This window comes from Bradyrhizobium sp. CCBAU 45394, assembly GCF_028128655.1.
GTDB classification, from domain to species: Bacteria; Pseudomonadota; Alphaproteobacteria; order Rhizobiales; family Xanthobacteraceae; genus Bradyrhizobium; species Bradyrhizobium diazoefficiens.
Genome location: NZ_LBIX01000166.1, coordinates 1 through 21,464, shown reverse-complemented (window position 1 = coordinate 21,464; position 21,464 = coordinate 1). Strand labels below are relative to the sequence as shown.

The window sequence follows — 21,464 nt, the reverse complement described above, 5'->3', positions numbered from 1 at the left end:
ACGATGAAGGACGTATTCGCCCGCCTCGCCTCCGACTTCCTCTCCGCCATCGTCTTCCTTATCGTCTACCTCATCACCGACAACGTCGTCCTGGCAACGTCGGTGGCGATTGCCGGTGCGATCGCGCAGATGATCTACGCCCGCGTCAAGGGGCAGCAGCTCAACTACATGACCTATGCAAGCCTCGCGCTCGTCGTCGTGCTGGGCACGGTCACGCTACTGACCAATGATCCCCGCTTCATGCTGGCAAAGCCCTCGATCGCGCATTTCGCGATCGGCGCCATCATGCTCAAGCGCGGCTGGATGCTGCGCTACATGCCGCCGATCGTCGCTGAGACCGTTCCGGAATATGTCACCGCTGCGGGCTATGCCTGGGCGGCGCTGATGTTCGTGATCGGCGCCGGCATGATCGCGGTCGCCGCTACGGGCGATCTGAAGCTGTGGGCGTTCTACATCACGGTGGTCGCGGGCGGCGCCAAGATCCTCGCCTTTGCCGTGCAGTATGTCGTGCTCCGGCTCATCGTCACCAGCCGCCGGCGCGCCGCGGCCCGCGCCTAAATGCCTCCAATGCAGCGTTAGGCAGGCGCGCCGAGTTGGGTTATAGGCTCGCTCAGGACTGGCCGCGGATCGTCGCGGCCCGCCGGGATTTGTTCGGGAGACGGGAATGGCCGTAGACGGCAACTGGAATCTGACCATGACGACGCCGATGGGCGAGCGCAACTCGACGCTCAGCCTGAAGGCCGCGGGCGGCACGCTCACGGGCGCGCAGATTGCGGAAGGTAACTCCGCCGAGATCTTCGACGGCACCGTCTCTGGCGACAACGTCTCCTGGAAAGTCTCGATCGACAAACCGATGCCGCTCACGCTCGAATTCAACGGCACCGTCTCCGGCGACAGCATCAGCGGCGAGATGGGCATCGGCCCGATGGGCAGCTTCCCGTTCACGGGCGCGCGGGCGTAAGGCCACGCAGCCATGCGCGTGCTCCGTTTCATCGCGGCGGCGATTCTGTGCGTCGTCACACAAGCAGCGCGCGCGGATGACACCGAACCGGCGTGGCGCGCAAGCGCGCTCGCCATGGTGCCGGCGGGCTTTGTGGCCGGCACCGCCTATCGGACCGACGGCTCGACCGGTTACCTCGCCGTTTATCCCGCGACATCGAATGATCCGAAGACGCCCGCAAGCGTGTTCGCCGCACGCCAGGCGCTCGTGGTCAAGCTGATGCCGGATGCGACGCGCGCCGTCTCAGCCGAGCTGAAGCCGCGCACCGGGCCGGATCCTGACAACGACGACACCGATTTCGCAAAGCTGCACGCCGATCTCGCCGCCAAGCGCGCGACGCTGCCCGATGGCACCGAGCCCTGCGACCTCGGCGCCTGGTCGATCGACAAGGACCCTGATGGCCTCAACGTGCGCGCCGAGCCGTCAGTGAAGGCGCGTGTGCTCGGCACGCTGCCGCCACCCTATCGGCTAAGACTGGGCGGCGCCGAGAACACGCCCGACGGCGGCTGGCTGACCGAATTCCGCATCATCGGATTCAAGGACGGCTGGTTTCTGATCGAAGGCGCCAAGCCGCCGGGCAAGGACTACGAGGACGACAAGAGATATCCGCGCAGCGCGCCAAAGCCCTATGCCGGGCGCGGCTGGGTCGCCTCCAACAAGGTCGGCGCCGCCTACGCCAACGGCGCCACGCGCATGGGCGGGCTGTTCCAGGCGCCGTTCGTCGATGCCACATGGATGCCCGCCCAGCGCGAGCTCGGCGGCGCGATCGATACCGACGGCGGCCCCAAGCGCCTGCTCGCTTGCAGCGGTCTCTGGGGCCTCGTCGAGAGCCACGACGGCGTCCGCGGCTGGTGGCGCGCGCTGTGCTCCAACCAGGTCACGAATTGCAGTTGAACTCTTCCCCCTCGCTCCGCTTGCGGGGACGCGACGAGCTTCGCTCGCCCTGAGAGGGTTGGAGTGAGGGGGAGTCTCCGCGAGGACGGTGACAGTTGGACTCGTGGAGAGTCCCCCTCACCCGGACTTTGCGCGACGCGCAAAGTCCGACCTCTCCCCGCAAGCGGGGAGAGGTGAAGAGCTAGCCCAGATTCAACTCCTTGAAGAAGTCGTTCCCCTTGTCATCGATGATGATGAACGCCGGGAAATCCACGACTTCGATGCGCCAGATCGCTTCCATGCCGAGCTCGGGATATTCGAGCACCTCGACCTTCTTGATGCAGTGCTCGGCGAGGTTCGCCGCGGCGCCGCCGATCGAGCCGAGATAGAAGCCGCCATATTTCTTGCAGGCCTCGCGCACGGCCGGCGCGCGGTTGCCCTTGGCCACCATCACCATGGAGCCGCCCGCGGCCTGGAACTGGTCCACGAAGGAATCCATGCGGCCCGCGGTGGTCGGACCGAACGCTCCGGAGGCGTAGCCCTCGGGCGTCTTGGCGGGACCAGCATAGTAGACCGGATGGTTCTTGAAGTAGTCCGGCAGCGGCTCGCCCTTCTCCAGCCGCTCGCGCAGCTTGGCATGGGCGGAATCGCGCGCGACGATCATGGTGCCGGTCATCGAGACCCGGGTCTTGATCGGGTGCTTCGAGAACGTCGCCAAAATGTCCTTCATCGGCTGGTTGAGGTCGATCTTGACGACCTCGCCGCCCAGCGCCTCTTCGACCTGCGGCAGATATTGCGCCGGGTTGTGCTCGAGCTCCTCGAGATAGACGCCGTCCCTGGTGATCTTGCCGAGCACCTGGCGATCGGCCGAGCAGGACACGCCAAGCCCGATCGGGAGCGAGGCGCCATGGCGCGGCATGCGGATCACGCGCACGTCGTGGCAGAAATATTTGCCGCCGAACTGCGCGCCGACGCCGAGCGACTGCGTCATCTTGTGGATTTCCTTCTCCATCTCGACGTCGCGGAAGGCGTTGCCGTCGGGCGAGCCGTGGGCCGGCAGCGCGTCGAGATAGCGGGCGGAAGCGAGCTTCACCGTCTTCATGCAGAGCTCGGCCGAGGTGCCGCCGATCACGATGGCGAGGTGATAGGGCGGGCACGCCGCGGTGCCGAGCGTGAGGATCTTTTCCTTCAGGAAGGCGAGCAGGCGGTCCTTGGTCAGCACCGAGGGCGTCGCCTGGAACAGGAAGCTCTTGTTGGCGCTGCCGCCGCCCTTCGCCATGAACATGAACTTGTAGGCGTCGTCGCCCTCGGCGTAGATCTCGCACTGCGCCGGCATGTTGTTGGCGGTGTTCTTCTCCTCGTACATCGAGAGCGGCGCGACCTGCGAGTAGCGCAGGTTGCGGCGCAGGTACGCATCGCGCGCGCCTTCCGACAGCGCCGCCTCGTCGTCACCGTCGGTGATGACGTTGCAGCCCTTCTTGCCCATGATGATCGCGGTGCCGGTGTCCTGGCACATCGGCAGCACGCCGCCGGCCGCGATGTTGGCGTTCTTCAAGAAGTCGAGCGCGACGAACTTGTCGTTCGGGCTCGCCTCGCCGTCCTCCAGGATCGCGCGGAGCTGCTTCAAATGGCCGGGGCGCAGGTAATGGTTGATGTCGCCGAAAGCCGCCTCCGACAGCGCCCGCAGCGCCTCGCGCGACACCACCAGCATGTCCTTGCCCAGGACCTTCTCGACCCGGATACCCTCGGACGAAATCTTCTTGTAGGGCGTCTCGTCCTTGCCCAACGGGAACAGCGGGGTGTGCTTGTAGGGCGGAACGGGCTTTGCGGGGTCGGGGAAGGCGGTGGGAGCGTTCATGGAGCGAATCTCGGGGTTTTGGAGCCCTGGCGCGGGCCCCTGGCATAGAAGCGTTCTAAGCTTTTTTGCCGTAAAGGGAAGGCGTTCCGGCGCGGTCGGGGCATCCCGATTCGACGTCATGACGGCCCTTTTTCGGTCACCGTCGGCCGCCCGCAGGCGGTGATGATCGTGCCCGGCAGGCCTTGCGTCCACCCCTTGCGCTCGGCGCGCGACGAAGGTTGAATGCGCGCCCTAAGGGGCTTTTCATCATGATTTTCGAACCGAACTTCCGCGGCGCGATCCTGGTCGCCGCCGCCATCACCGGCCTTGTGACCCTCGCCTCGCCTGCCCGCGCGGACCAGTGCGATGACATCGCAAAGCAGCTTGCGAGCGGCATCGACAGGCTGAAGGTCAACTTCAAGGCCGCCAACATCATCTACCTCACCCACCCGGCGGCGAAGGAGCTCTCGCTCGGCTGCCGCGCGCAGGGGCAAAACTATTCCAACGAGCTCTATGCCAAGGGCGATCGCAAGCCGACGCCGCAGTTCTATGACCTCGTCGCGTCCGCGGCCGCGATCATCTTCACGGTGCCGAAGGACGACACCGCGAAAGGCGCAACGCGCTGCCTGAAGCGCATGGGCCTGCTCCGCGGCGACAAGGTGTCGATGCGCTTCAAGCGCCTCAACATGGATTGCTCGCGCACCAAGACGGAAGCCTCGATCGCGATCACGCGTCCGAAGGACGAGTAGGCCGGCGCGTCTGCCGCAGGCCTCGCGCTTTCCGCAGGCGCGACTCGCGTGTGTCGTAACGTCGCCCGCTGCATACTCCGTCATTGCGAGTCCCTCCGCGGAGACAGACTGGATTGCTTCGCTGCGCTCGCAATGACGGATGAGAGAGCTGGCGCCCGTTGAAATTGCACAATGACAGGCGCGAAGACGCCTCCCACCGCACCAGATCCCTCGCATTTTAACGATTGGCTTGAGGGAAATTTCGCTCCTCGCAGGACAGACTCAATTGTTTCCATGTGTGAGGATTTGTGGATGAGCGTTTCTACCGTTGCGCCGCCGCCGATCGCGATCGTGGTCCCGAGCTACGACACGACCAAGCAGCAGGACGATCAGGCCAAGACCAAGGACACCGACCCGACCTACAAGCCGCAGCCGCCCGTGCCGCTGCCGCCGGGTCAGGGCACGCGGATCGATCAGCTCGCCTGATCCGGCCTGCTGAAGTTGAAGCGCCCGATCCGGTCGATCGGGCTTTTCGCGTGTCCGGCCGCATCTTTGCCGGATAGCCGGGTCAATATGGCGCGGGATTGCCCCGGGACCTGCGCATGATCGCACGGCTCTTGTTGCAGAACACGGTCTTCGTCGTCGCGACGGGCGCGCTGCTGTTCGCGTCCGCCGGCACGCTGCAGTGGCCCGGCGCCTGGGTGATGCTGATCGCCTCCGCGCTACTCGGCCCGCTCTGCGGCTGGTGGCTCTACCGGCTTGATCCGGCGCTGCTCGCCGAGCGTCTCCGTCCGGTCATCCAGAAAGACCAGCCGCCCGCCGACAAGGCGTTCATCGCCGTGTTCGTGCTCGCGATACTGGCCTGGCTGGTCGCGATGGGCCTCGACCGGCGCCAGCTTGCCTCCGGCATGCCGCTCGCTTTGCAGGTCCTCGGCCTCGTGCTGTTCCTCGCCTCGACGCTGTTCACGATGTGGGTGTTCCGCGAAAACTCGTTCGCCGCGCCGGTGGTGAAGCTGCAAGCCGAACGCGCGCAGCACGTGATCTCGACGGGGCCCTACGCGCATGTGCGCCATCCCATGTACAGCGGCATGATCCTGTTCTTCGCCGGCGTCCCGCTGCTGCTGGGCTCGTGGTGGGGTCTTGCGATGGAGCCGCTCTTCCTCGCGCTGCTAGCAGTCCGAATCCGCATCGAGGAGCGCACGCTGCGCGAGGGCCTGCCGGGCTATGCCGACTATGCGATGCGGGTGCGCTACCGTCTGCTGCCCGGCGTGTGGTGAGCGCGCATCATTGTCCCGTGCAAGAGTCGAAACTCCTAGGAAAGCGCCTGCCCTCCTCCGATCGACTGACGTCGCCGCAACCGAAGCCCGCTAGAGGGAGCCCGCACCCACGTGAACGGGAGACGCGACGATGTTCTGCAAGCCCCCCTGCCCTGACGAGCATGACCTCGCTCCCGCCCCTCATGATTCAAACGATCGATCTGGTCCGGAGCGTTCACGGATGCTCGGGAGCCACGACGCGTTCGGGCGATTGATCGCGCCCGAACCGGCCGGTCCGGAACGGGGGCTGCCGCCAGCCTCCCTCCGGACCGGCTAACTATCGAGCTCCTTGTAGCGCCGGAAGATGCCCTGCTCGTTGAAGGCAATGCGACGCTCGCCCGCAAGGTAGGCCTTGATGTTCGGTCGCGCGGCGACGCGGTCGTGCAGGCCGACGAGGCCCGGTATGTCTGCCTCGAACGCCTTCATGCGCCTGGGGAAGGCATAGCGCAGCCCGGCGACGATCTGGAACAGCGAGAGGTCGACATAGGTCAGCCGGCGGCCGGTGACGTAAGTGCCGCCATTGCCGGCGAGCAGCTGTTCGAAATAGCCGAGATATTTCGGCACGCGCTCGCTCCAGAACTCGGCCGTGCGCTTCTTCGCCGCGGGCCGCGCGTCCTCGTAATAGAGCGAGGGCCCAAGTGGATGATGGGTGTCGTGAACCTCCAGCACGAGGTCGGTGATGGTGAGCTGGAGCTGGTGCACCCAGAGTTTGCCTGCTTCCGTCTTCGGCGCGAGGGCATGGCGGGCGCCGAGATAGAGCAGGATGTTGGCGGTCTGGCCGATGACGAGCTTGCCGGCTTTGAGGAATGGCGGCGCGAAGGGCGGCGTGCCCTCATGCGCGTCCATCATCTTCATCATCGCGGCCGTTCCGCGCGCGCCGCGCGCAACGTCGACGTAGGCCGCACCCGCCTCCTCCAGCGCCAGCCGCACATATTCGCCGCGGCCCTGGATCTCGGGCCAGTAGTAGAGCTCGTATTTCATGGAAACAGTCCGTGATTGCGTTGCGGCAAGTGTAGCACGCAACCACGAACTCGATGACGGTGGACGGTGTTCCGCGCCTCAATTCGCCGCGAAGCAATACAGCAGCCCGTCGCCACCCGTGCTCTTCAAATCGGCCTGCGAGCAGCCGCCATCGGGACCGCGCGAGGGGTGCGAGCTGTTCCACGATTTCGACGGCTCGTCGTCACGCAGGCCCCGCCGGTCGGCATGGCCGACGACCGCAGTACCTTGCGTGCTGGACGACCAGTTCTTGCAGGTCTTGTCGTCGCCGGCGGCAAATGCAGTGCCGTCGGGTTGCGTCCCCGTGAGAATGTCGTGGCGGTTCGGCGTATCGCCGACTCCGTTGGAGACCTCCCCCTTCTCGCTGAGCGCCGTCTGCTTGGTCAGGTTGTTGGCGGGGCCATGAAGCTCGGCAACATCCTTGGCGATGACCGCGCCCTTCGCATTCTGCCACGGCCCCTTGCCGATGCGGTCGCGCGCGTTGACGGCCGGCTTGCCGTCGGCGGCCTGGGTCGAGAGATAGGCGCGCCAGGTTTTGGCGCCGGCGCCGACGGCCTGAGCGAGCTTCTGGCAGTGCGCATCGGCCCCTTCCAGGCCGCCGAGATCGGCACCCTTGCCCGGCCCGCTCGAGGTCACGAAGAAGGTCATATCGGCTGACTGCGCCAGCACCGATGGACTTGCGAAGACCGCGAGCGCAGCGCCTGCTGGTACGATGACCCTGGCAATAAAGTTCATCCTATCCTCCCGTTTGGTCCTGCGATTGCTCTTGGCTGGCCCGTCTTTGACCCTCTGACACGAACCCGTCACGACGGACATTATTCCGGCCGCCCACCGCGCGTCACCTCGAGCGGAGGCGCGGGACCGGCCGCCCCCGAAGGCCGTGTCGATTAATTGCTTCCCGGGACCGTAGCGCCGGGTGAGCATGCCAGCACGGGCCGATCCTCAAGCGATCGCCCAGGGGAGGACGCGGGAGTCCGTTGCGGAGCCGTTCAGGGCGGCATCCGCGATCATATCGGGGCTGCCGCCGGGCGCGGCGCGAGGGGAGATCGTCATGCACTGGAACACCGTCCGCCCAATTGCGGCAATTGCCGGCTATGCCGCGCTTTGCTGCGTTGCCATCGGTCCGGGCTGCGCCTCGGCCGCGGAATTGCTCAAAGCCCGGCTGGCGCAGAACCTCGGACCGATCTCCGGCCTTGCGATCGTCGCCAAATCGAAGGGGATTTTCGAAAAGAACGGACTGGACATCACGGTCTCGAACTTCACGTCCGGCAAGCAGTGCCTGGACACCGTGATCGGGGGCGGCGCCGACATCGCGACGACGGCGGAGGCGCCGGTCACCGCTTCGGCGATGGCAAACCAACCCATCGCCTTCGTCGCCGGCATGGAATATTCCGACCTCAAGACGGTCGTCGCGGCCAAGGCCGGCGTCAAGACCAAGGCAGAGCTTCGCGGCAAGCGAATCGGATTCACGGCCGGCACAGGCAGCGAGGTCTACACGGCGACGTTGCTGAAGTCGGCGGGATTGACGCCCAAGGATGTCACCCTCGTCAACCTGCGGCCGCAGGAAATGCTGCCGGCACTGGCAGCCGGAAGCATCGACGCGATCGACACTTGGGAACCCCACATCGCCAACGCGAAGAAGGCCCTGGGCGAAGCCGTCGCTGAGCTCGATACAACGGGCACCTACTCCGAGACGTTCAACATCGTCGTCATGAGGACCTATCTGGATGCCAACCCTGCGGTGGTCGAGAAGTTCATCGCCGCACTGATCGATGCCGAGGTCTGGATGAAGGCACATCAGGACGAAGCGATCACGGTGGTGGCGGACGCGGTCGGCATGAAGCGGGACGACCTCGCTCCCATCTGGGCCGACTATGTCTACCGGGTGCGTCTCGACGATCGGCTGATCGAGATTCTCAAGACTCACTCCGCATGGCGCCTCGAGAGCGGCAACCATCCTCCGGGAGCGGCGATGCCCGACTTCAGCAAGGTCGTCGTCGCCGAGCCACTGAAGAAGGTCGACCCCGCACGCGTCACCCTCTCGTGGAAATAGGCACCCGCACAGCCATGCAGGACGGCACTTCAGCACGACAGGAGATTGCTCTCCGGACCGACGGTCGCGGTCGGCGGCCGGATTCAGCCCGTCTTCGCCGCCTCAACATTCTGATCGGGGCGCTTTCGCTTCCCTTGTTCGTCGGCCTTTGGGAACTGGTCTCTCGTTCCGGGGCCGTCAACATGGTGCTGTTTCCGCCGCCGACGGTGGTTGCTGCGGCGGTCCTCGAGTGGATACGAAGCGGACAGTTCCTTGGCGATCTGCTGGCCAGCCTCTTTCGCGTCACCACGGGGTTCATCGTGGGCGGCGCGCTCGGCATCCTGCTCGGCATCCTCACCGGCCAATTCCCTGTCATCTCGAGCTTGCTGTCCCCGCTATTCCATATCCTCCGGCCAATTCCGCCGATTGCCTTCGTGCCGATCGTCATCCTCTGGTTCGGCCTGTCGGAGGCGGGAAAACTGTTCCTCGTCGTATGGGGCGTGTTCTTCACGGTTTGGCTTTCGACCCACATCGGCGTGCAGAAGGTCGATCGCGGCCTGATTCGGGCGGCGTTGATGCTCGGCACGCCACGGCGGCAGATGCTCCAGGAGATCGTGCTGCTGGGCGCGCTTCCCTACATCGTGGTCGGATTGCGCACCGCCGTCAGCATCTCCTTCTACACGCTTGTCGCGGCCGAACTTGCCGGCGCTTTCGCCGGCATTGTCTACAGGATCGAGATTGCGCAGCAGAATTTGCAAACGGGCCAGGTCATGGGCGGGCTCGCAGCGCTCGGGTTGATTTCGTTCATGGCCGACCGGCTGTTTTCGGCGCTTGCAGAACGTACCGTCTGGTGGCGCTGATGTCGGGACCTCGATCGATCATGAAACTGGCTCTGGCAAGCTCGCCCGCCTCCGTCGAATCGGCACGGAAACAACCGGCCATTCAAGTCTCAAACCTGAGCATCGTTTTTGACACCAATCGCGGTCAGACCATCGCGGTGGATCGCGTTTCCTTTGACGTGGCGCCTGGCGAGTTCGTTTGCATCGTCGGGCCCTCCGGCTGCGGCAAGTCGACGGTGCTCAATACGATCGCCGGACTGGAAGTGCCGTTTGAAGGCGACATCCTGGTCGAGGGCTCGCGTGTCTACAGCCCGCGCCCCGATGTCGGCATGGTGTTCCAGCAGCCGCATCTTTTCCCCTGGAAGTCTGTCCGCAGGAACATCGCCCACGGCCCCAGGATGCTTGGGAAGTCCAGGACGGAAGCGAATGCCATCGCCGACGATCTGATCGCGATGATCGGTCTCAAGCGTTTCGCCGACGCCTATCCGAACACGCTGTCCGGCGGCATGCAACAGCGCGTGGCGATCGCGCGAGCGTTGGCCAATCAGCCCCGCGTGTTGCTGATGGACGAGCCCTTCGGAGCCCTCGACGCCCAGACCCGGGCGGTGATGCAAGACAATCTGCTGGAGCTGCGCGACCGGATCAAGGCGACGATCGTGTTCGTCACCCATGACATCGATGAAGCCATCGTGCTGGCCGACCGCGTTCTCATCATGAGCGCGGGACCCGGCCGCATCCTGCGCGAAGTCGCGGTCAAGCTGCCGCGCCCGCGGTCGAGTGCCGTCATGGTCGAGCCAACCTATCTTTCCCTCAAGAAGGATTGTCTCGACGTCATCCGCGCAGAAGGGCTGCGGGCGTTCAATCAGTCGGACGCGAGCTGATCGCCCAGAACTCGGAAATCGAGCAGCAGCCGGCAGCGCGCTGGCATGGTTCTTGAATAATCGATGCCGGGTCTCACAGTGGAGCCGGCGATGCACAGGGCGAATAGCGCGATAGCGGCAGGCGTGATGCTGGCCGAGTCGGACAATCTCGTCAGGCCGCTGCCCGGCTTGCTGGACGGTCTCAGCCGGGCCGATTGCAATCGGCTGCGCGCGATCGGACGCGAGAAGGCCCTGGAAGCCGGCCAACTCGTTTGGTCTCAGGGCGACACACAGGCCGGGATCTACCTGATCAGCGAGGGACGCATCCGCAGCTACTATGCGGCGCCGTCGGGGCGCGAGGTCACGCTCGCCTACTGGTTTCCCGGCAACTTCGTCGGCGGCCCCGATATATTCGGAACGGGCCCGCACATGTGGACATCGGTTGCGGCCGAACGCAGCCGGTTGACGTTCATGCCCGGACCGGCGCTGCGGCGGCTTGCGCTCGAATCGCCGACGATCGCCGTCGCCTTGCTGGATGCCCTGGCATTCAAGGCGCGATGCTATTCGGCGATGGCCCAGATGCTCGGGACGCGCTCGGTGACCGAGCGGCTGCACAGCCTGTTGATCTTCCTGTCGCACGTCTACGGCGTGAAGCGCGGCGGCGAGATCGTCGTCGGGATGCCGTTTACCCACGGCGATCTCGCCAATCTCATCGGCTCCACCCGCCAATGGGTAACAGTACAACTCGCGCGGCTCCAGGAGGAAGGCGTGATCAGGTACGACAGATCCGTGATTTCGATCCTGGCTCTTTCGACGCTCGGGCAAGGGATGGAATAATATCCGCCCTTCAGCCGCCAGACTTCAATTCGAAAGCCGCTCGGCCTGCACTGGCCTCGAACCGCCGCGCCAGTCCGATCAGCGCGCGATCATGCCAGGCCGGCGCCAGCAGGGTCACGCCCATGGGCATGCCGTTCGGCAATGTCGCGTTCGGAACCGCCACGCCGCAGAGATCGAGCAGATTGGCGAAGTACGAGTAGTAGCCGAGGCGATTGTTGAGCGTGATCGGATCGCGATCCATCTCCTCCAGCGTGAACGGCCGCGGTGCGGTCGGGACCACCAGCGCATCGATACCCGCAAAGATCGCCTCGGCGTCGCGGCGAAGTCGGTGCAACCGGTGAATGGCACCAAACGTGTCGATCGCTGAATAGCCGGCGGCTGAGCCCAGCACGGTCCTCGTGACGTCAAGCAGGGAGCCGGAATCGATGTCCATCAGCGAAGCGATGGCCGAGTGCCGCTCCGCGACCCAGGGCCCGCTGAACATCAACTCCCCGGCCTGGCGGAACGGGGCGAAGTCCACCTCGATCGCCGTTCCTCCGATCTGCGTGAAACGCTCGCAGGCGCGCTCATAGAGCTCGCCGCATTCCGGCATGCCGAAGCATTCGAGATCGGCGGACGCGATGCGGCCGAACCGGAACGATGGCACCGTCCCTGTGGCGAAGGAAAAGGCCCTGGGCACGCGGCTGTAGGGATCTTCGAAATCGAACCCCTCGATAATTTCGATGATCGCCTCGCCGTCGCTGACGGTATTGCAGAACACCGAGACGCAATCGATCGTCGGGCAATTCGGCACCAGCCCGCGTGATGACACCAGCCCAACGGTCGGCTTGATTCCGACGATGTTGTTGAAGCCGGCAGGTATGCGGCCGGATCCGCCGGTATCGGTGCCGAGCGCGAACGCGACGTGCCCGGCCGCCACGGCGACCGCGGACCCGGAACTGGAGCCGCCCGAAACATAGCGCGCGTCGGCAACCGACGCGCAGGGGCCATAGGGCGAACGCGCGCCGGACAGGCCTGTGGCGAACTGGTCGAGATTGGTCTTTCCGAGACAAATTGCGCCGGCCGCGGTGAGGCGTTCGACGCTGTGCGCGGAATGCCAGGGCGTGTAGCTGAACGCCGGGCATGCGGCGGTGGTCGGCATTCCCTCGACGTCGATATTGTCCTTCACACCGAAGGGAATGCCGAGCAGCGGAAGATTTTCGCCCGTCCGCGCGCGCGCCACCAGCTTGCGGCATTCTTCCAGCGCCTCCTCCCGCGGGCGGAGATAGATCCAGCAATTGCGCTCGCGCTCGGCCTCGATCCGGTCGTACGCCGTTTCGATCGCCTCCAGCGCCGATGACGAATTCCTGGCGATGGTTTCGTGATTTGTCCTGGAGCGCGCGACAGACTGACTCACCGAATATCTCCTTCGCTGACCGGCGGGCGCGAAATTGCGGGAGCAGCGCGCGGGCAACAAGCAATTAAGTGCTTCGCCCAAATGGTCGGCCGGATCGAGGATAAATGCGGCTCAAAGAAAAAGGCGCCGTGCCGAAGCACGACGCCCTGATTGTTCAATTCGCTCGCGATCAGTTGGTCTGCTGGATCGCCGACAATTCCCAGGTGCCGCCCGGGCGTCGGGCGAAGGTCCAGACTTCGGTGACCTCACCCGGCTGCTCGCTGCCGGCAACCACAGCGCCGGTGTTGCGGTCAAGCGTCTTGTCGGTGAGCGCGAAGCGCAGCGCCACCGTGGCGTAGTCGGTCTCGCCCTCGCGCCAGGCTTCCGCGAGGTCGCCCTGCAACAGCTTCACGTTCGTGACCTTGTTGACGACGTTGCGCGCGCGGTTCTGGCCGAGGTCCTGCTCGAAATAGGAGACCATTTCCGGCGTCGCGAGCGTGTGCAGCTTGGCCACGTCCTCGTTCGACCATGCGGTCTGGACATCGCCGAGCAGGCGCTCGAACGCCTCATAGTCGACCGGCTTGATCTCGAGCGGCGCGTTGTTGGCGCCGAAACCGAAGCCGCCGAGACCGCCACCGAGGCCGCTGCGATAGCTCGTCTGCGGTCCCGGACCGCTACCTGCATCAGCGTTGGCATAGGCCGCCTGCGGCGTGTGGCGGCGCTGCCACCACGACATCGCCAGCCGCACCACCAACACCACGAGCACGATCTGGATGATCAGGCCCAGGATCGACGACAGGCCGCCGAGGCCGCCGAACAGGCCGCCGCCGAACAGCATGCCCAAGAGGCCTGCGCCGAGGAAGCCGGCCGCAAGGCCGCCCAGGAAACCGCCGCCGCGGCCGAACAGGCCGCCGCGCGCGGGCGCGGTCGCGGCCGAATTCATGCCTGCGCCCGGCTGGGTGTAGGTGCGGTTGAACTGCGAGGTCGAGCCCGGCGCGGTCGTGGTTGACGGCGGCGCCGAATAGGTCCGCGAGCCGCGCGAACCCGACGACATGCCGCCACCGACGCGCGCGTCGGCGGACGAGATCGCCAGCGCTGTCGGCAGCGCAAGCGCCAGCACGACGGCGATCGTCTTGAAGAGACTGCGGGAGCGTTGCGAGAAATTCATGTTCGTTTCCCAAATCCCCGGCATGGGGACGTGCCCCTAAGATGGGCAGCCGGAGCGAAAAGTGAAGCCGGTTTCGGAACTTGTAGCTGCGGCCCTCAGTCGCGGGGATGTGGCAAAAGCCCATATTTGGCGGGGGTTTGGCCGGGCCGCGCGCGAAGGGCCATGGTCGCCCGTTACCGGCGGCCTTTAGGGCTAAAATTCCGCTTTTTCCTCGTCATTGAGCCCTTGCGACAAGGCAATCCAGTCTGGTTCCGCGGAGACAGTCTGGATTGCTTCGCCACGTTCGCAATGACGGTGTTGGGACAATTGCGCGCGGTCTCCTCGATGTCGTCCTGGCGAACGCCAGGACCCATTATCCCAAGAAGCGGTTTGGCGAAGACTGGTCGTTCCGGATTGGCCCCGCGCGCAATCGATGGATCACGCGGTATGGGTCCTGACGTTCGCCAGGACGACGGCGGAGATTGCCGCGCGGTGTGTGCATCCCACGCGCAACGCTCACCCCTGCTTCGTCATCGTCTCCTTCACCGCCGCCACGAGCTGGCTGAGCGTGAACGGCTTTGGCAGGAAGTCGAACTGCTGGCCCTCGGGCAAGCTCTTCTCGAACGCGTCCTCGGCGTAGCCGGAGACGAAGATGAACTTGATATCAGGGTTCTTCTCGCGCATCGCCTTCAGCAGCGTCGGGCCGTCCATCTCCGGCATCACCACGTCGGAGACGACGAGATCGATCGCACCGCTCTGCTCCTCCAGCATCTCCATGGCCTCGACGCCGTTCTCGGCCTCGACCACGGTGTAGCCGCGCGAGCGCAGGCCGCGTGCGTTGAGGGCGCGCAGGCCTTCTTCATCCTCGACGAGAAGGATCGTGCCTTGTCCGGTCAGATCGGTGCGCGGCTTCGCTTCGGCCGTGGCGGGAACGGCTTCCTTCGCGGCGCCATTGGCCGTGCTGACCACTGCCGCGGGCTGCTCGACCTGCACTTCCGGCTCGGCATGGTGGCGCGGCAGGAAGATGTGGAACGAGGTACCCTGCCCCGGCTCGGAGTCGACATAGATGAAGCCGCCGGTCTGCTTGACGATGCCGTAGACGGTGGAGAGGCCGAGGCCGGTGCCCTTGCCGACTTCCTTGGTCGAGAAGAACGGCTCGAAGATCTTGTCGCGGATGTCGGCGGGGATGCCGGTGCCGGTGTCGGCGACCTCGATCCGCACATAGTCCGCCGCCGGCATGCCCTTGTAGGCGAGCTTGCCCGCATCCTCGGTGGCGACGTTGGCGGTGCGGATGATCAGCTTGCCGCCGTCGGGCATGGCGTCGCGGGCGTTCACCGCGAGATTGACGATCACCTGCTCGAACTGGGAGACGTCGACCTTCACCGGCCAGAGGTCGCGGCCGTGGATCAGATCGAGCTTGACCTTCTCGCCGATCAGCCGGCGCAGCAGCATGGTGAGGTCGGAAAGCGCATCGCCGAGATCCAGCACCTGCGGGCGCAGCGTCTGCCGCCGCGAGAACGCGAGCAACTGCCGCACCAGTGTCGCGGCGCGCGTCGCGTTCTGCTTGATCTGCATGATGTCCTGGAACGACGGATCGGTCGGCTTGTGCGCGTTCAGCAGGAAGTCGTTCGCCATCATGATGGCGGACAGCACGTTGTTGAAGTCGTGGGCGATGCCGCCGGCGAGCTGGCCGACCGTCTCCATCTTCTGCGACTGGTTGATCTGGTTCTCCAGCGCGCGCCGCTCGGTGGTCTCGAGCATGTGCACGATGGCGGCTTCAGCGTCGTTCTCGGCAGCGTCGACCGGCGTGACGAAGAACTGGCCCCAGCGCTCCTTGGTTCCTTCCAGCGCCACCTCGACCGGCGCGATGTCGGCCTTGCCTTCGGCGGCCTGGTTGATGGCCGTGATCACCAGGTGGCGGTCACGTGAATTGATGGCGCGGAAGATCGACTTGCTGGCGCTGTCGAGGCCGAGGCCCTGCGCGAGCTTGGCGTAGCGCGCGTTCGCGCGCACGACGTTGCCGCCGCGGTCGACGGTGGCGATCGCCATCGGCGTGTGGTCGAAGAAGCGCATGAAACGCACTTCGGCGGCGCGGTCCGGATCGCTGCGCTCGTCGCGGGCGCGGCTGATCACGAGCGTGCGCGACGGCCCCGGCGCGCCGTCGGCCCCGAAGGCGAGCTTGTGATAGAGCCGCACCGGCATGGTCTTGCCGGTGCGCATGCGCAGGTCGATATCGAAGACCTCGGTCTTCACCTCGCCCGGCACCGCCACGATCGAGCTGAGCAGCGAAGCGCCATCGCCGGAGACGATGTCGGAGAGCTTCAGCCCGCCCGAGCCGATCTCGGCGAGGTCGTAATCGAGCCAGTTCGCCAGCGTCGCGTTGACGTAAGCGAGCTCGCCGGCCGGATTGACCGAGAAGAAGCCGCAAGGCGCGTGATCGAGATATTCGATCGCATGCTGGAGCTCCTGGAACACGTCCTCCTGGCGCTCGCGGTCGCGGGTGATGTCGGCGATCGACCACACCGCGTATTTCGCCTCGCGCTTTCCGGTGCCGAGCGGGCGCACCCGCATGCGCAGCCAGCGGCCCTGGCTGCCGTCATGGCCGGAGATGCGCACCTCTTCCTGCTGCCGCTTGCCTTCCCGGGCGGCCTTCAGCAGACGGAACACGGCTTCGGAGACGTCGGGATTGCCGATGAAGACGCGCTCGACGGGGCGCACGTCCTGCGGGCCCGTGGCACCGGTCAGCGTCAGATAGGCCGCGTTGGAATAGACCACATGGCCGCGCGGATCGGTCACGGCCAGCCCGTCGAAGCCATGATCGGCGATACGACCCACGACTGGATCGTCGAGACTGCGGTCGGCGAAGCGGATGATGCCGGCAGCGAAGGCGAACAGGTTGAACAGGCCGACCATCGCCAGCACGGCGAGGATACCGAGGATATAGGGCTGCGCCTGCGCACGGCCGAGCGTCATCAGCCCGACGGCGACCGCGACCAGGCCGGCGGCCACCAGCAGCACCAGCGCAATGCTGCCCGAGCGCGGCGAAGGCTCGTGCGCCGCAACGGGCTCGCGTGTGAGGTCGTGGTCGGTCTCAGCAGTCATCTCGAGCTGGCGCAGCCTGTCGGCAGAGAATCAACGCGCTGCGGCGCGCGTGGGGTCCTCCCTGCCTGAATCGGACCCGCAGGCGCAAGGGCAGCAAGGGCGAAAGGTACGCTGATTCCCAGATTACGGCCATTTCCGGTACTTTTCGGGTATTTTATCCCCGCCCGGCGCCGAATCCGCGCTTCAGCCGCATGACGTAGCCGATGACCTCGGCGACCGCATGGTAGTGCTCGGTCGGGATTTCCTGGTCGATCTCGACGGTGGCGTAGAGCGCACGGGCCAGCGGCACGTTCTCGACGATGGGGATGTCGTGCTCGCGCGCGATCTCCCTGATCTTGAAGGCGAGATTGTCGACGCCCTTGGCGACGCAGATCGGTGCCTGCATGCCGCGCTCGTAGGACAGCGCCACCGAATAGTGGGTCGGGTTGGTGATGATCACGGAGGCCTTGGGAACCGCCGCCATCATGCGCTTCTTGGCGCGCTGCTGCCGCAGCTGCCTGATCTTGCCCTTGATGTGCGGGTCGCCTTCGGACTGCTTGAACTCTTCCTTGATCTCCTGGAGCGACATCTTCTGCCGCTGGAACCAGCTTCGGTACTGGAAGAAGTAGTCGCCTATGGCGATGATCGCGAGCGCCGCGACCACCGCGCCGAGCAGGTGAATGGTCAAGCTGGTGGTGGCGCCGAGCATGGCGGCCGGATCGAGCCTGACCATCGCCTCCATGCGATGCCGCTCCGGCCACAGGATCGTGCCCATGACCACGCCGAGCACGATCAGCTTGCCGAGGCCTTTCAGGAAGTTCGCGGCCGCCTGCTTGCCGAAGATGCGCTTGAAACCGGCCGCGGGCGAGAGCTTGCTGAATTTGGGCTTGAGGGATTCGGCCGACCAGACCAAGCGGTGCTGGAGCATGTTGCCGGCGACGGCCGCCAGCACCAGCATCAGCAGGGGCACGCCGATCGCCGCAAGCACCGCGAATTCGATCTGCTGCAGCAGCGCAAGCAGGGCCCGGCCGTCGGTCTTGATCATCCAGGAATTGGCGAGCAGGTTGCGCATCGGCGTCACCAGCCCGCTGCCCACCGAGCCCGAGAAGGTCGAGACCACGAGCGTGCCGCCAGCGATCATGAACCAGGTGTTGATCTCCTGGCTCTTGGCGACGTCGCCGCGTTCGAGCGCCTCGTCGAGGCGTTTTTGCGTCGGGTCTTCTGTTTGGCTCTCTGGATCGTTGTCTTCCGCCATCGATCACCTACTTGAGCGGCATCATCTGGTGCATGACACCGATGAAATAGTCCAGAAAGGTGCCCATCATCGCGGTGAGCACCACGGCCAGCACCAGGAAGCCGGCGAAGATCGACAGCGGCACGCCGACGAAATAGACCTGCATCTGCGGCATCAGCCGCGCCAACACCCCGAGCCCAATGTTGAAGACGAGGCCGAACACCAGGAACGGTCCGGAGAGCTGCAGGCCGAGGCGGAACGCGGCGGCGAAGGCGCGCGTTGCAAGCGAGGCGACATCGCCGCTAGACACGGTCTCGCCCGGCGAGAAGATCGCATAGCTGTCGTTCAGCGCCGCGATCACCAGGTGATGGCTGTCGGTGGCGAACAGCAGCGTCACCCCGAGCATGGTCAGGAAGTTGCCGACCAGCACGCCCTGCTGTCCCTGCGTCGGATCGACCGAGGTGACGAAGCCGAGCCCCATCTGCTGCGCGATCACGGAACCCGCAACCTGGAGCGCCGACAGCGTCACGCGCGCGGTTGCCCCCAGCACGATGCCGATCGCGATCTCATGCAACATCAGCACCAGAAGCGGCGCCAGCGAGCCCATGTCGACGTGATAGGCGCTGCGATGCAGCGGCAGGATGATCAGCGTGAGCAGGAGCGCGATCGACAGCTTCACCCGCGTCGGGATGTTGGTCTCGCCCAGGCCCGGCAACAGCATCACCATCGCGCCGACCCGGGCGAAGACGAGCATGAAGGCCGCCGCAAGCGCCGGCAGCAGCGAGACGTCGATGCGCATAATCTACGCATCTTGCCTCAGCCGCCGATGATTCGCGACGATATCCGCAGCATGTGGGCGTGGAGCGAGTCGGCCATGAACGGCAGCGCCAACAGCATTGTGGCGAAGATGGCCAGAATCTTCGGCACGTAGATCAGCGTCTGCTCCTGGATCTGCGTCAGCGCCTGGAACAGCGACACGATCACGCCGACCACGAGGCCGACCACCATCAGGGGCGACGACACGATCACGATTGTCCAGATCGCATCGCGCGCGACGTCGAGGGTCTCGGGTCCGGTCATTTTCGATTTCTCACTTTGAATTGTTTGTCGTCATTCCGGGGCTCGCGAAGCGAGAACCCGGAATCTCGGGATTCCGGGTTCGGTGCTTCGCACCGCCCCGGAGTGACGCGCCAAAAATCAGATCGGCATCTTCATGATGTCTTCATACGCCGAGATCACGCGGTCGCGGACCGAGACCAGCGTGGAGACGGCAACGTCGGTGTCAGCGACCGCCGTCACCACGTCCATCACGTTGGCCTTGCCGGCGGCCATCGCCACGGTCTGCGCGTCGGATTTGCGCCCGGACTCCATGACGCTGCCGACGGCGTCCTTCAGGAGCGAGGCGAAGGACTGCCCGCTTGCTTCGCTGCCCTTGCCGGCGCCGCTGTTCTCCAGCACGCGGGCAAGGTTGGCATAGGCGTTGGCGGCGATTGTCGGTGATGCCATGGCTCAAATGTCCTGTTCAGCTCTTGAGGATGTCGAGCGTGCGCTGGATCATCCGGCGCGTCGCACTGATGATGTTGAGATTGGCCTCATAGGACCGCTGCGCGTCGCGCATGTCGGTCATCTCGACCACCGAGTTCACGTTGGGATATTTGACGTTGCCGGTCGCATCGGCGGCCGGATTGTTCGGTTCGTATTTAGTGCGGAAGTTCGACTGGTCCGGCTTGATCCTGCCGAGGGTGACGACCTGCGCGTCGAGCGTGCGGTCGAGCGCGGAGGAGAAGGTCGGCACCTTGCGCCGGTAGGGATCGCCGCCGGCCGTCTGCGACGTCGAATCCGCGTTCGCGATGTTCTCCGAGATCACCCGCATGCGCCCGGCCTGCGCGCGCAGGCCGGAGGTCGCGATCGCCATCGAGCGGGCAAAGTCGCTGCTGTCATTGGCCATGATGCGCCTCCTCTAGCTCTTCTGTTCCGGGATCATGCTCTAGCCCTTGCCGATCGCGGTCTTGAGCAGACGCAGGCTTTTCGAATAGAGCGAGGTCGCCGCCGCGTAGTCCATCTGGTTGCTGGCGGCCTTCATCATCTCCTCTTCGAGATTGACGGCGTTGCCCGCAGGGCGGGTCTCGAAGCCGGCATTCCTGTTCTGGTCGAAACCCGAGGCCGCGCCCGATGGCGTCATGTGAGACGCGCTGGTGACGGTCATTGCCAGCGGGCCCATCGCCCCCGTGACCGCGCCAGCCTTGTCGAGCTTCGGCTCGACCAGGTCGCGCGGCCGGAATTTGGGCGTGTCGGAATTGGAGACGTTCTCGGACAGGACGCGCTGGCGTTCCTGATGCCACTGCATCTTGGTGCGAAGCGCCGACAGCACCGGGAGGTCGTTGATGGACATCGTCGCGGCTCCTTCCGCCTCTTCCGGACCCAGGGTCCGAAGCTAGGCAGAATTTGCCGCCTGTATGGTTAACAGGTGGTTAAGGATGTCACAGATGCATGTCCCGGGCCGGGACACGGATTCGTTCCCCCGTGATTCTACGCCTCCAAAAGTGGCATTAACCCAACCGCTTGGCGGCGCATGCACAGGCCAAGAAGTCGTTTTGGATCGGGCGATTCATAGGTTATTAAGAGTTGGGGACGGCAAAACTTGCCGTGGGACGTTAAGAGATCGCAGTTTGGGGCATCGTAGGCCGGTGGTTGGCGCGTCTGACCATTGGCACGAGAAGAGCGCCATTTCTCGGGGACAAGTATGCAAGGCAGCCCTATCACCTTCATCGTCGCGTTCATCGTCGTTCTGGCGTTGATCGGCGTCGCTGCATGGCTGGTTCGCCGATTCGCCAGCAGCCGGCTCGGCGCCAACACCCAGCGCGGCCGGATGCCCCGGCTCGCCGTGATCGATGCTGCCGCCGTCGACGGCCGGCGCCGCCTGGTGCTGGTCCGGCGCGACAATGTCGAACACCTCCTGATGATCGGCGGCCCGACCGACATCGTCGTCGAGCCCAACATCGTGCGCGCCGCGCCCGGCCGCGACCAGCTTCCGCAGCGTCCCAACGCCGCCGAACCGCCGCGCCTTGCCCCGATGCCCGATGCCGGCAGCTGGGCCGACGAAGTGCCGCGGCCCGAGATGCTCGATCATCCCGAGCCGCAAATGCCCGAGCCGCCGCCGCGGCCCGCGCGCCCGTCCTTCGCCGACGAAGTCCGCCGGCCCGCGCCCGCACTGGCCGAACGCCGCAGCGAGCCGCCGCTGGCGGGCTTTCCGCCCGAGCCGATCGCGCCGCGTCCCGAGCGCGAGCCGCGGCCTGAGCCGCTGCC

General features: G+C 65.3%; 23 protein-coding genes. 11 read left to right on the top strand and 12 right to left on the bottom strand.

The window, feature by feature from the left end; all coding sequences use genetic code 11:
- Positions 1-3: 3 nt before the first annotated feature.
- The 3 genes from WN73_RS23115 (at position 4) to WN73_RS23105 (ending at position 1,894) form a co-directional block, all read left to right on the top strand.
- Positions 4-558, top strand: coding sequence for an inner membrane-spanning protein YciB (locus WN73_RS23115; protein WP_271555005.1), 555 nt, complete (start codon positions 4-6; stop codon positions 556-558).
- A 106-nt stretch (positions 559-664) separates the two neighbouring features.
- Entirely contained in the window at positions 665-961 is a 297-nt protein-coding gene (locus WN73_RS23110) for a hypothetical protein (protein WP_161534341.1), read from the top strand.
- Positions 962-973: 12 nt separating this feature from the next.
- On the top strand, positions 974-1,894 hold the full coding sequence (locus WN73_RS23105; RefSeq protein ID WP_271555003.1) for an SH3 domain-containing protein: 921 nt from the start codon (positions 974-976) through the stop codon (positions 1,892-1,894).
- A 181-nt stretch (positions 1,895-2,075) separates the two neighbouring features.
- Here WN73_RS23105 and WN73_RS23100 read toward each other — a convergent pair whose 3' ends face one another.
- Positions 2,076-3,731 (bottom strand): fumarate hydratase, encoded by a 1,656-nt coding sequence (locus tag WN73_RS23100; RefSeq protein ID WP_271555001.1) that lies wholly within the window; start codon positions 3,729-3,731, stop codon positions 2,076-2,078.
- A gap of 248 nt (positions 3,732-3,979) precedes the next feature.
- Here WN73_RS23100 and WN73_RS23095 point away from each other — a divergent pair, with 248 nt between their 5' ends.
- From WN73_RS23095 to WN73_RS23085, 3 genes are all read left to right on the top strand, one after another.
- Complete coding sequence (locus tag WN73_RS23095) at positions 3,980-4,459, top strand: hypothetical protein (RefSeq protein WP_182872088.1); 480 nt, start codon at positions 3,980-3,982, stop codon at positions 4,457-4,459.
- A 291-nt stretch (positions 4,460-4,750) separates the two neighbouring features.
- The gene (locus WN73_RS23090; protein WP_165448166.1) at positions 4,751-4,924 is read left to right on the top strand and encodes a hypothetical protein; all 174 of its coding nucleotides are present in this window, start codon (positions 4,751-4,753) and stop codon (positions 4,922-4,924) included.
- A gap of 116 nt (positions 4,925-5,040) precedes the next feature.
- Entirely contained in the window at positions 5,041-5,715 is a 675-nt protein-coding gene (locus WN73_RS23085; protein WP_011088543.1) for a methyltransferase family protein, read from the top strand.
- 312 nt (positions 5,716-6,027) lie between these two features.
- Here the strand turns inward: WN73_RS23085 and WN73_RS23080 are convergent, their stop codons facing one another.
- Together WN73_RS23080 and WN73_RS23075 are read right to left on the bottom strand one after the other, a co-directional pair.
- A complete protein-coding gene (locus WN73_RS23080) occupies positions 6,028-6,735 on the bottom strand; it encodes a glutathione S-transferase (RefSeq protein WP_271554998.1) in 708 nt (235 codons plus the stop codon).
- A 78-nt stretch (positions 6,736-6,813) separates the two neighbouring features.
- Complete coding sequence (locus tag WN73_RS23075; RefSeq protein WP_028173306.1) at positions 6,814-7,488, bottom strand: hypothetical protein; 675 nt, start codon at positions 7,486-7,488, stop codon at positions 6,814-6,816.
- A gap of 316 nt (positions 7,489-7,804) precedes the next feature.
- Between WN73_RS23075 and WN73_RS23070 the strand changes: the two genes are divergently transcribed.
- The 4 genes from WN73_RS23070 (at position 7,805) to WN73_RS23055 (ending at position 11,321) form a co-directional block, all read left to right on the top strand.
- Positions 7,805-8,806: an NrtA/SsuA/CpmA family ABC transporter substrate-binding protein gene (locus tag WN73_RS23070; RefSeq protein ID WP_162603634.1), complete on the top strand. Its 1,002-nt coding sequence runs from the start codon at positions 7,805-7,807 to the stop codon at positions 8,804-8,806.
- A 182-nt stretch (positions 8,807-8,988) separates the two neighbouring features.
- Positions 8,989-9,645, top strand: coding sequence for an ABC transporter permease (locus WN73_RS23065; RefSeq protein ID WP_271554995.1), 657 nt, complete (start codon positions 8,989-8,991; stop codon positions 9,643-9,645).
- A 20-nt stretch (positions 9,646-9,665) separates the two neighbouring features.
- Positions 9,666-10,505, top strand: a complete 840-nt coding sequence (locus WN73_RS23060) for an ABC transporter ATP-binding protein (RefSeq protein WP_060912610.1) — start codon at positions 9,666-9,668, stop codon at positions 10,503-10,505.
- Between the two features lie 90 nt (positions 10,506-10,595).
- Complete coding sequence (locus tag WN73_RS23055) at positions 10,596-11,321, top strand: Crp/Fnr family transcriptional regulator (RefSeq protein ID WP_060908196.1); 726 nt, start codon at positions 10,596-10,598, stop codon at positions 11,319-11,321.
- Positions 11,322-11,331: 10 nt separating this feature from the next.
- Here the strand turns inward: WN73_RS23055 and atzF are convergent, their stop codons facing one another.
- From atzF to flgB, 9 genes are all read right to left on the bottom strand, one after another.
- On the bottom strand, positions 11,332-12,717 hold the full coding sequence (gene atzF / locus WN73_RS23050; RefSeq protein WP_110116571.1) for an allophanate hydrolase: 1,386 nt from the start codon (positions 12,715-12,717) through the stop codon (positions 11,332-11,334).
- Between the two features lie 169 nt (positions 12,718-12,886).
- The gene (locus tag WN73_RS23045; RefSeq protein ID WP_060908198.1) at positions 12,887-13,888 is read right to left on the bottom strand and encodes a Tim44 domain-containing protein; all 1,002 of its coding nucleotides are present in this window, start codon (positions 13,886-13,888) and stop codon (positions 12,887-12,889) included.
- Between the two features lie 471 nt (positions 13,889-14,359).
- On the bottom strand, positions 14,360-16,945 hold the full coding sequence (cckA, locus tag WN73_RS23040) for a cell cycle histidine kinase CckA (RefSeq protein ID WP_161534335.1): 2,586 nt from the start codon (positions 16,943-16,945) through the stop codon (positions 14,360-14,362).
- A gap of 154 nt (positions 16,946-17,099) precedes the next feature.
- Positions 17,100-18,179, bottom strand: coding sequence for a flagellar biosynthesis protein FlhB (gene flhB, locus WN73_RS23035; protein WP_028173299.1), 1,080 nt, complete (start codon positions 18,177-18,179; stop codon positions 17,100-17,102).
- 7 nt (positions 18,180-18,186) lie between these two features.
- Positions 18,187-18,957 (bottom strand): flagellar biosynthetic protein FliR, encoded by a 771-nt coding sequence (gene fliR, locus WN73_RS23030; RefSeq protein WP_011088554.1) that lies wholly within the window; start codon positions 18,955-18,957, stop codon positions 18,187-18,189.
- A 17-nt stretch (positions 18,958-18,974) separates the two neighbouring features.
- Positions 18,975-19,238, bottom strand: coding sequence for a flagellar biosynthesis protein FliQ (fliQ, locus tag WN73_RS23025; RefSeq protein ID WP_011088555.1), 264 nt, complete (start codon positions 19,236-19,238; stop codon positions 18,975-18,977).
- Between the two features lie 117 nt (positions 19,239-19,355).
- Positions 19,356-19,664: a flagellar hook-basal body complex protein FliE gene (gene fliE / locus WN73_RS23020; RefSeq protein WP_011088556.1), complete on the bottom strand. Its 309-nt coding sequence runs from the start codon at positions 19,662-19,664 to the stop codon at positions 19,356-19,358.
- A gap of 16 nt (positions 19,665-19,680) precedes the next feature.
- Complete coding sequence (gene flgC, locus WN73_RS23015) at positions 19,681-20,106, bottom strand: flagellar basal body rod protein FlgC (RefSeq protein WP_007602149.1); 426 nt, start codon at positions 20,104-20,106, stop codon at positions 19,681-19,683.
- Between the two features lie 39 nt (positions 20,107-20,145).
- Positions 20,146-20,550 carry a flagellar basal body rod protein FlgB gene (flgB, locus tag WN73_RS23010; RefSeq protein WP_271554984.1) on the bottom strand — a complete coding sequence of 135 codons (405 nt, stop codon included), beginning with the start codon at positions 20,548-20,550 and terminating at the stop codon, positions 20,146-20,148.
- A gap of 351 nt (positions 20,551-20,901) precedes the next feature.
- On the opposite strand from flgB, the gene WN73_RS23005 reads away from it, so the two are divergent.
- Positions 20,902-21,464: flagellar biosynthetic protein FliO (locus WN73_RS23005; protein WP_271554983.1), on the top strand; the 563-nt coding region annotated here is incomplete at its 3' end.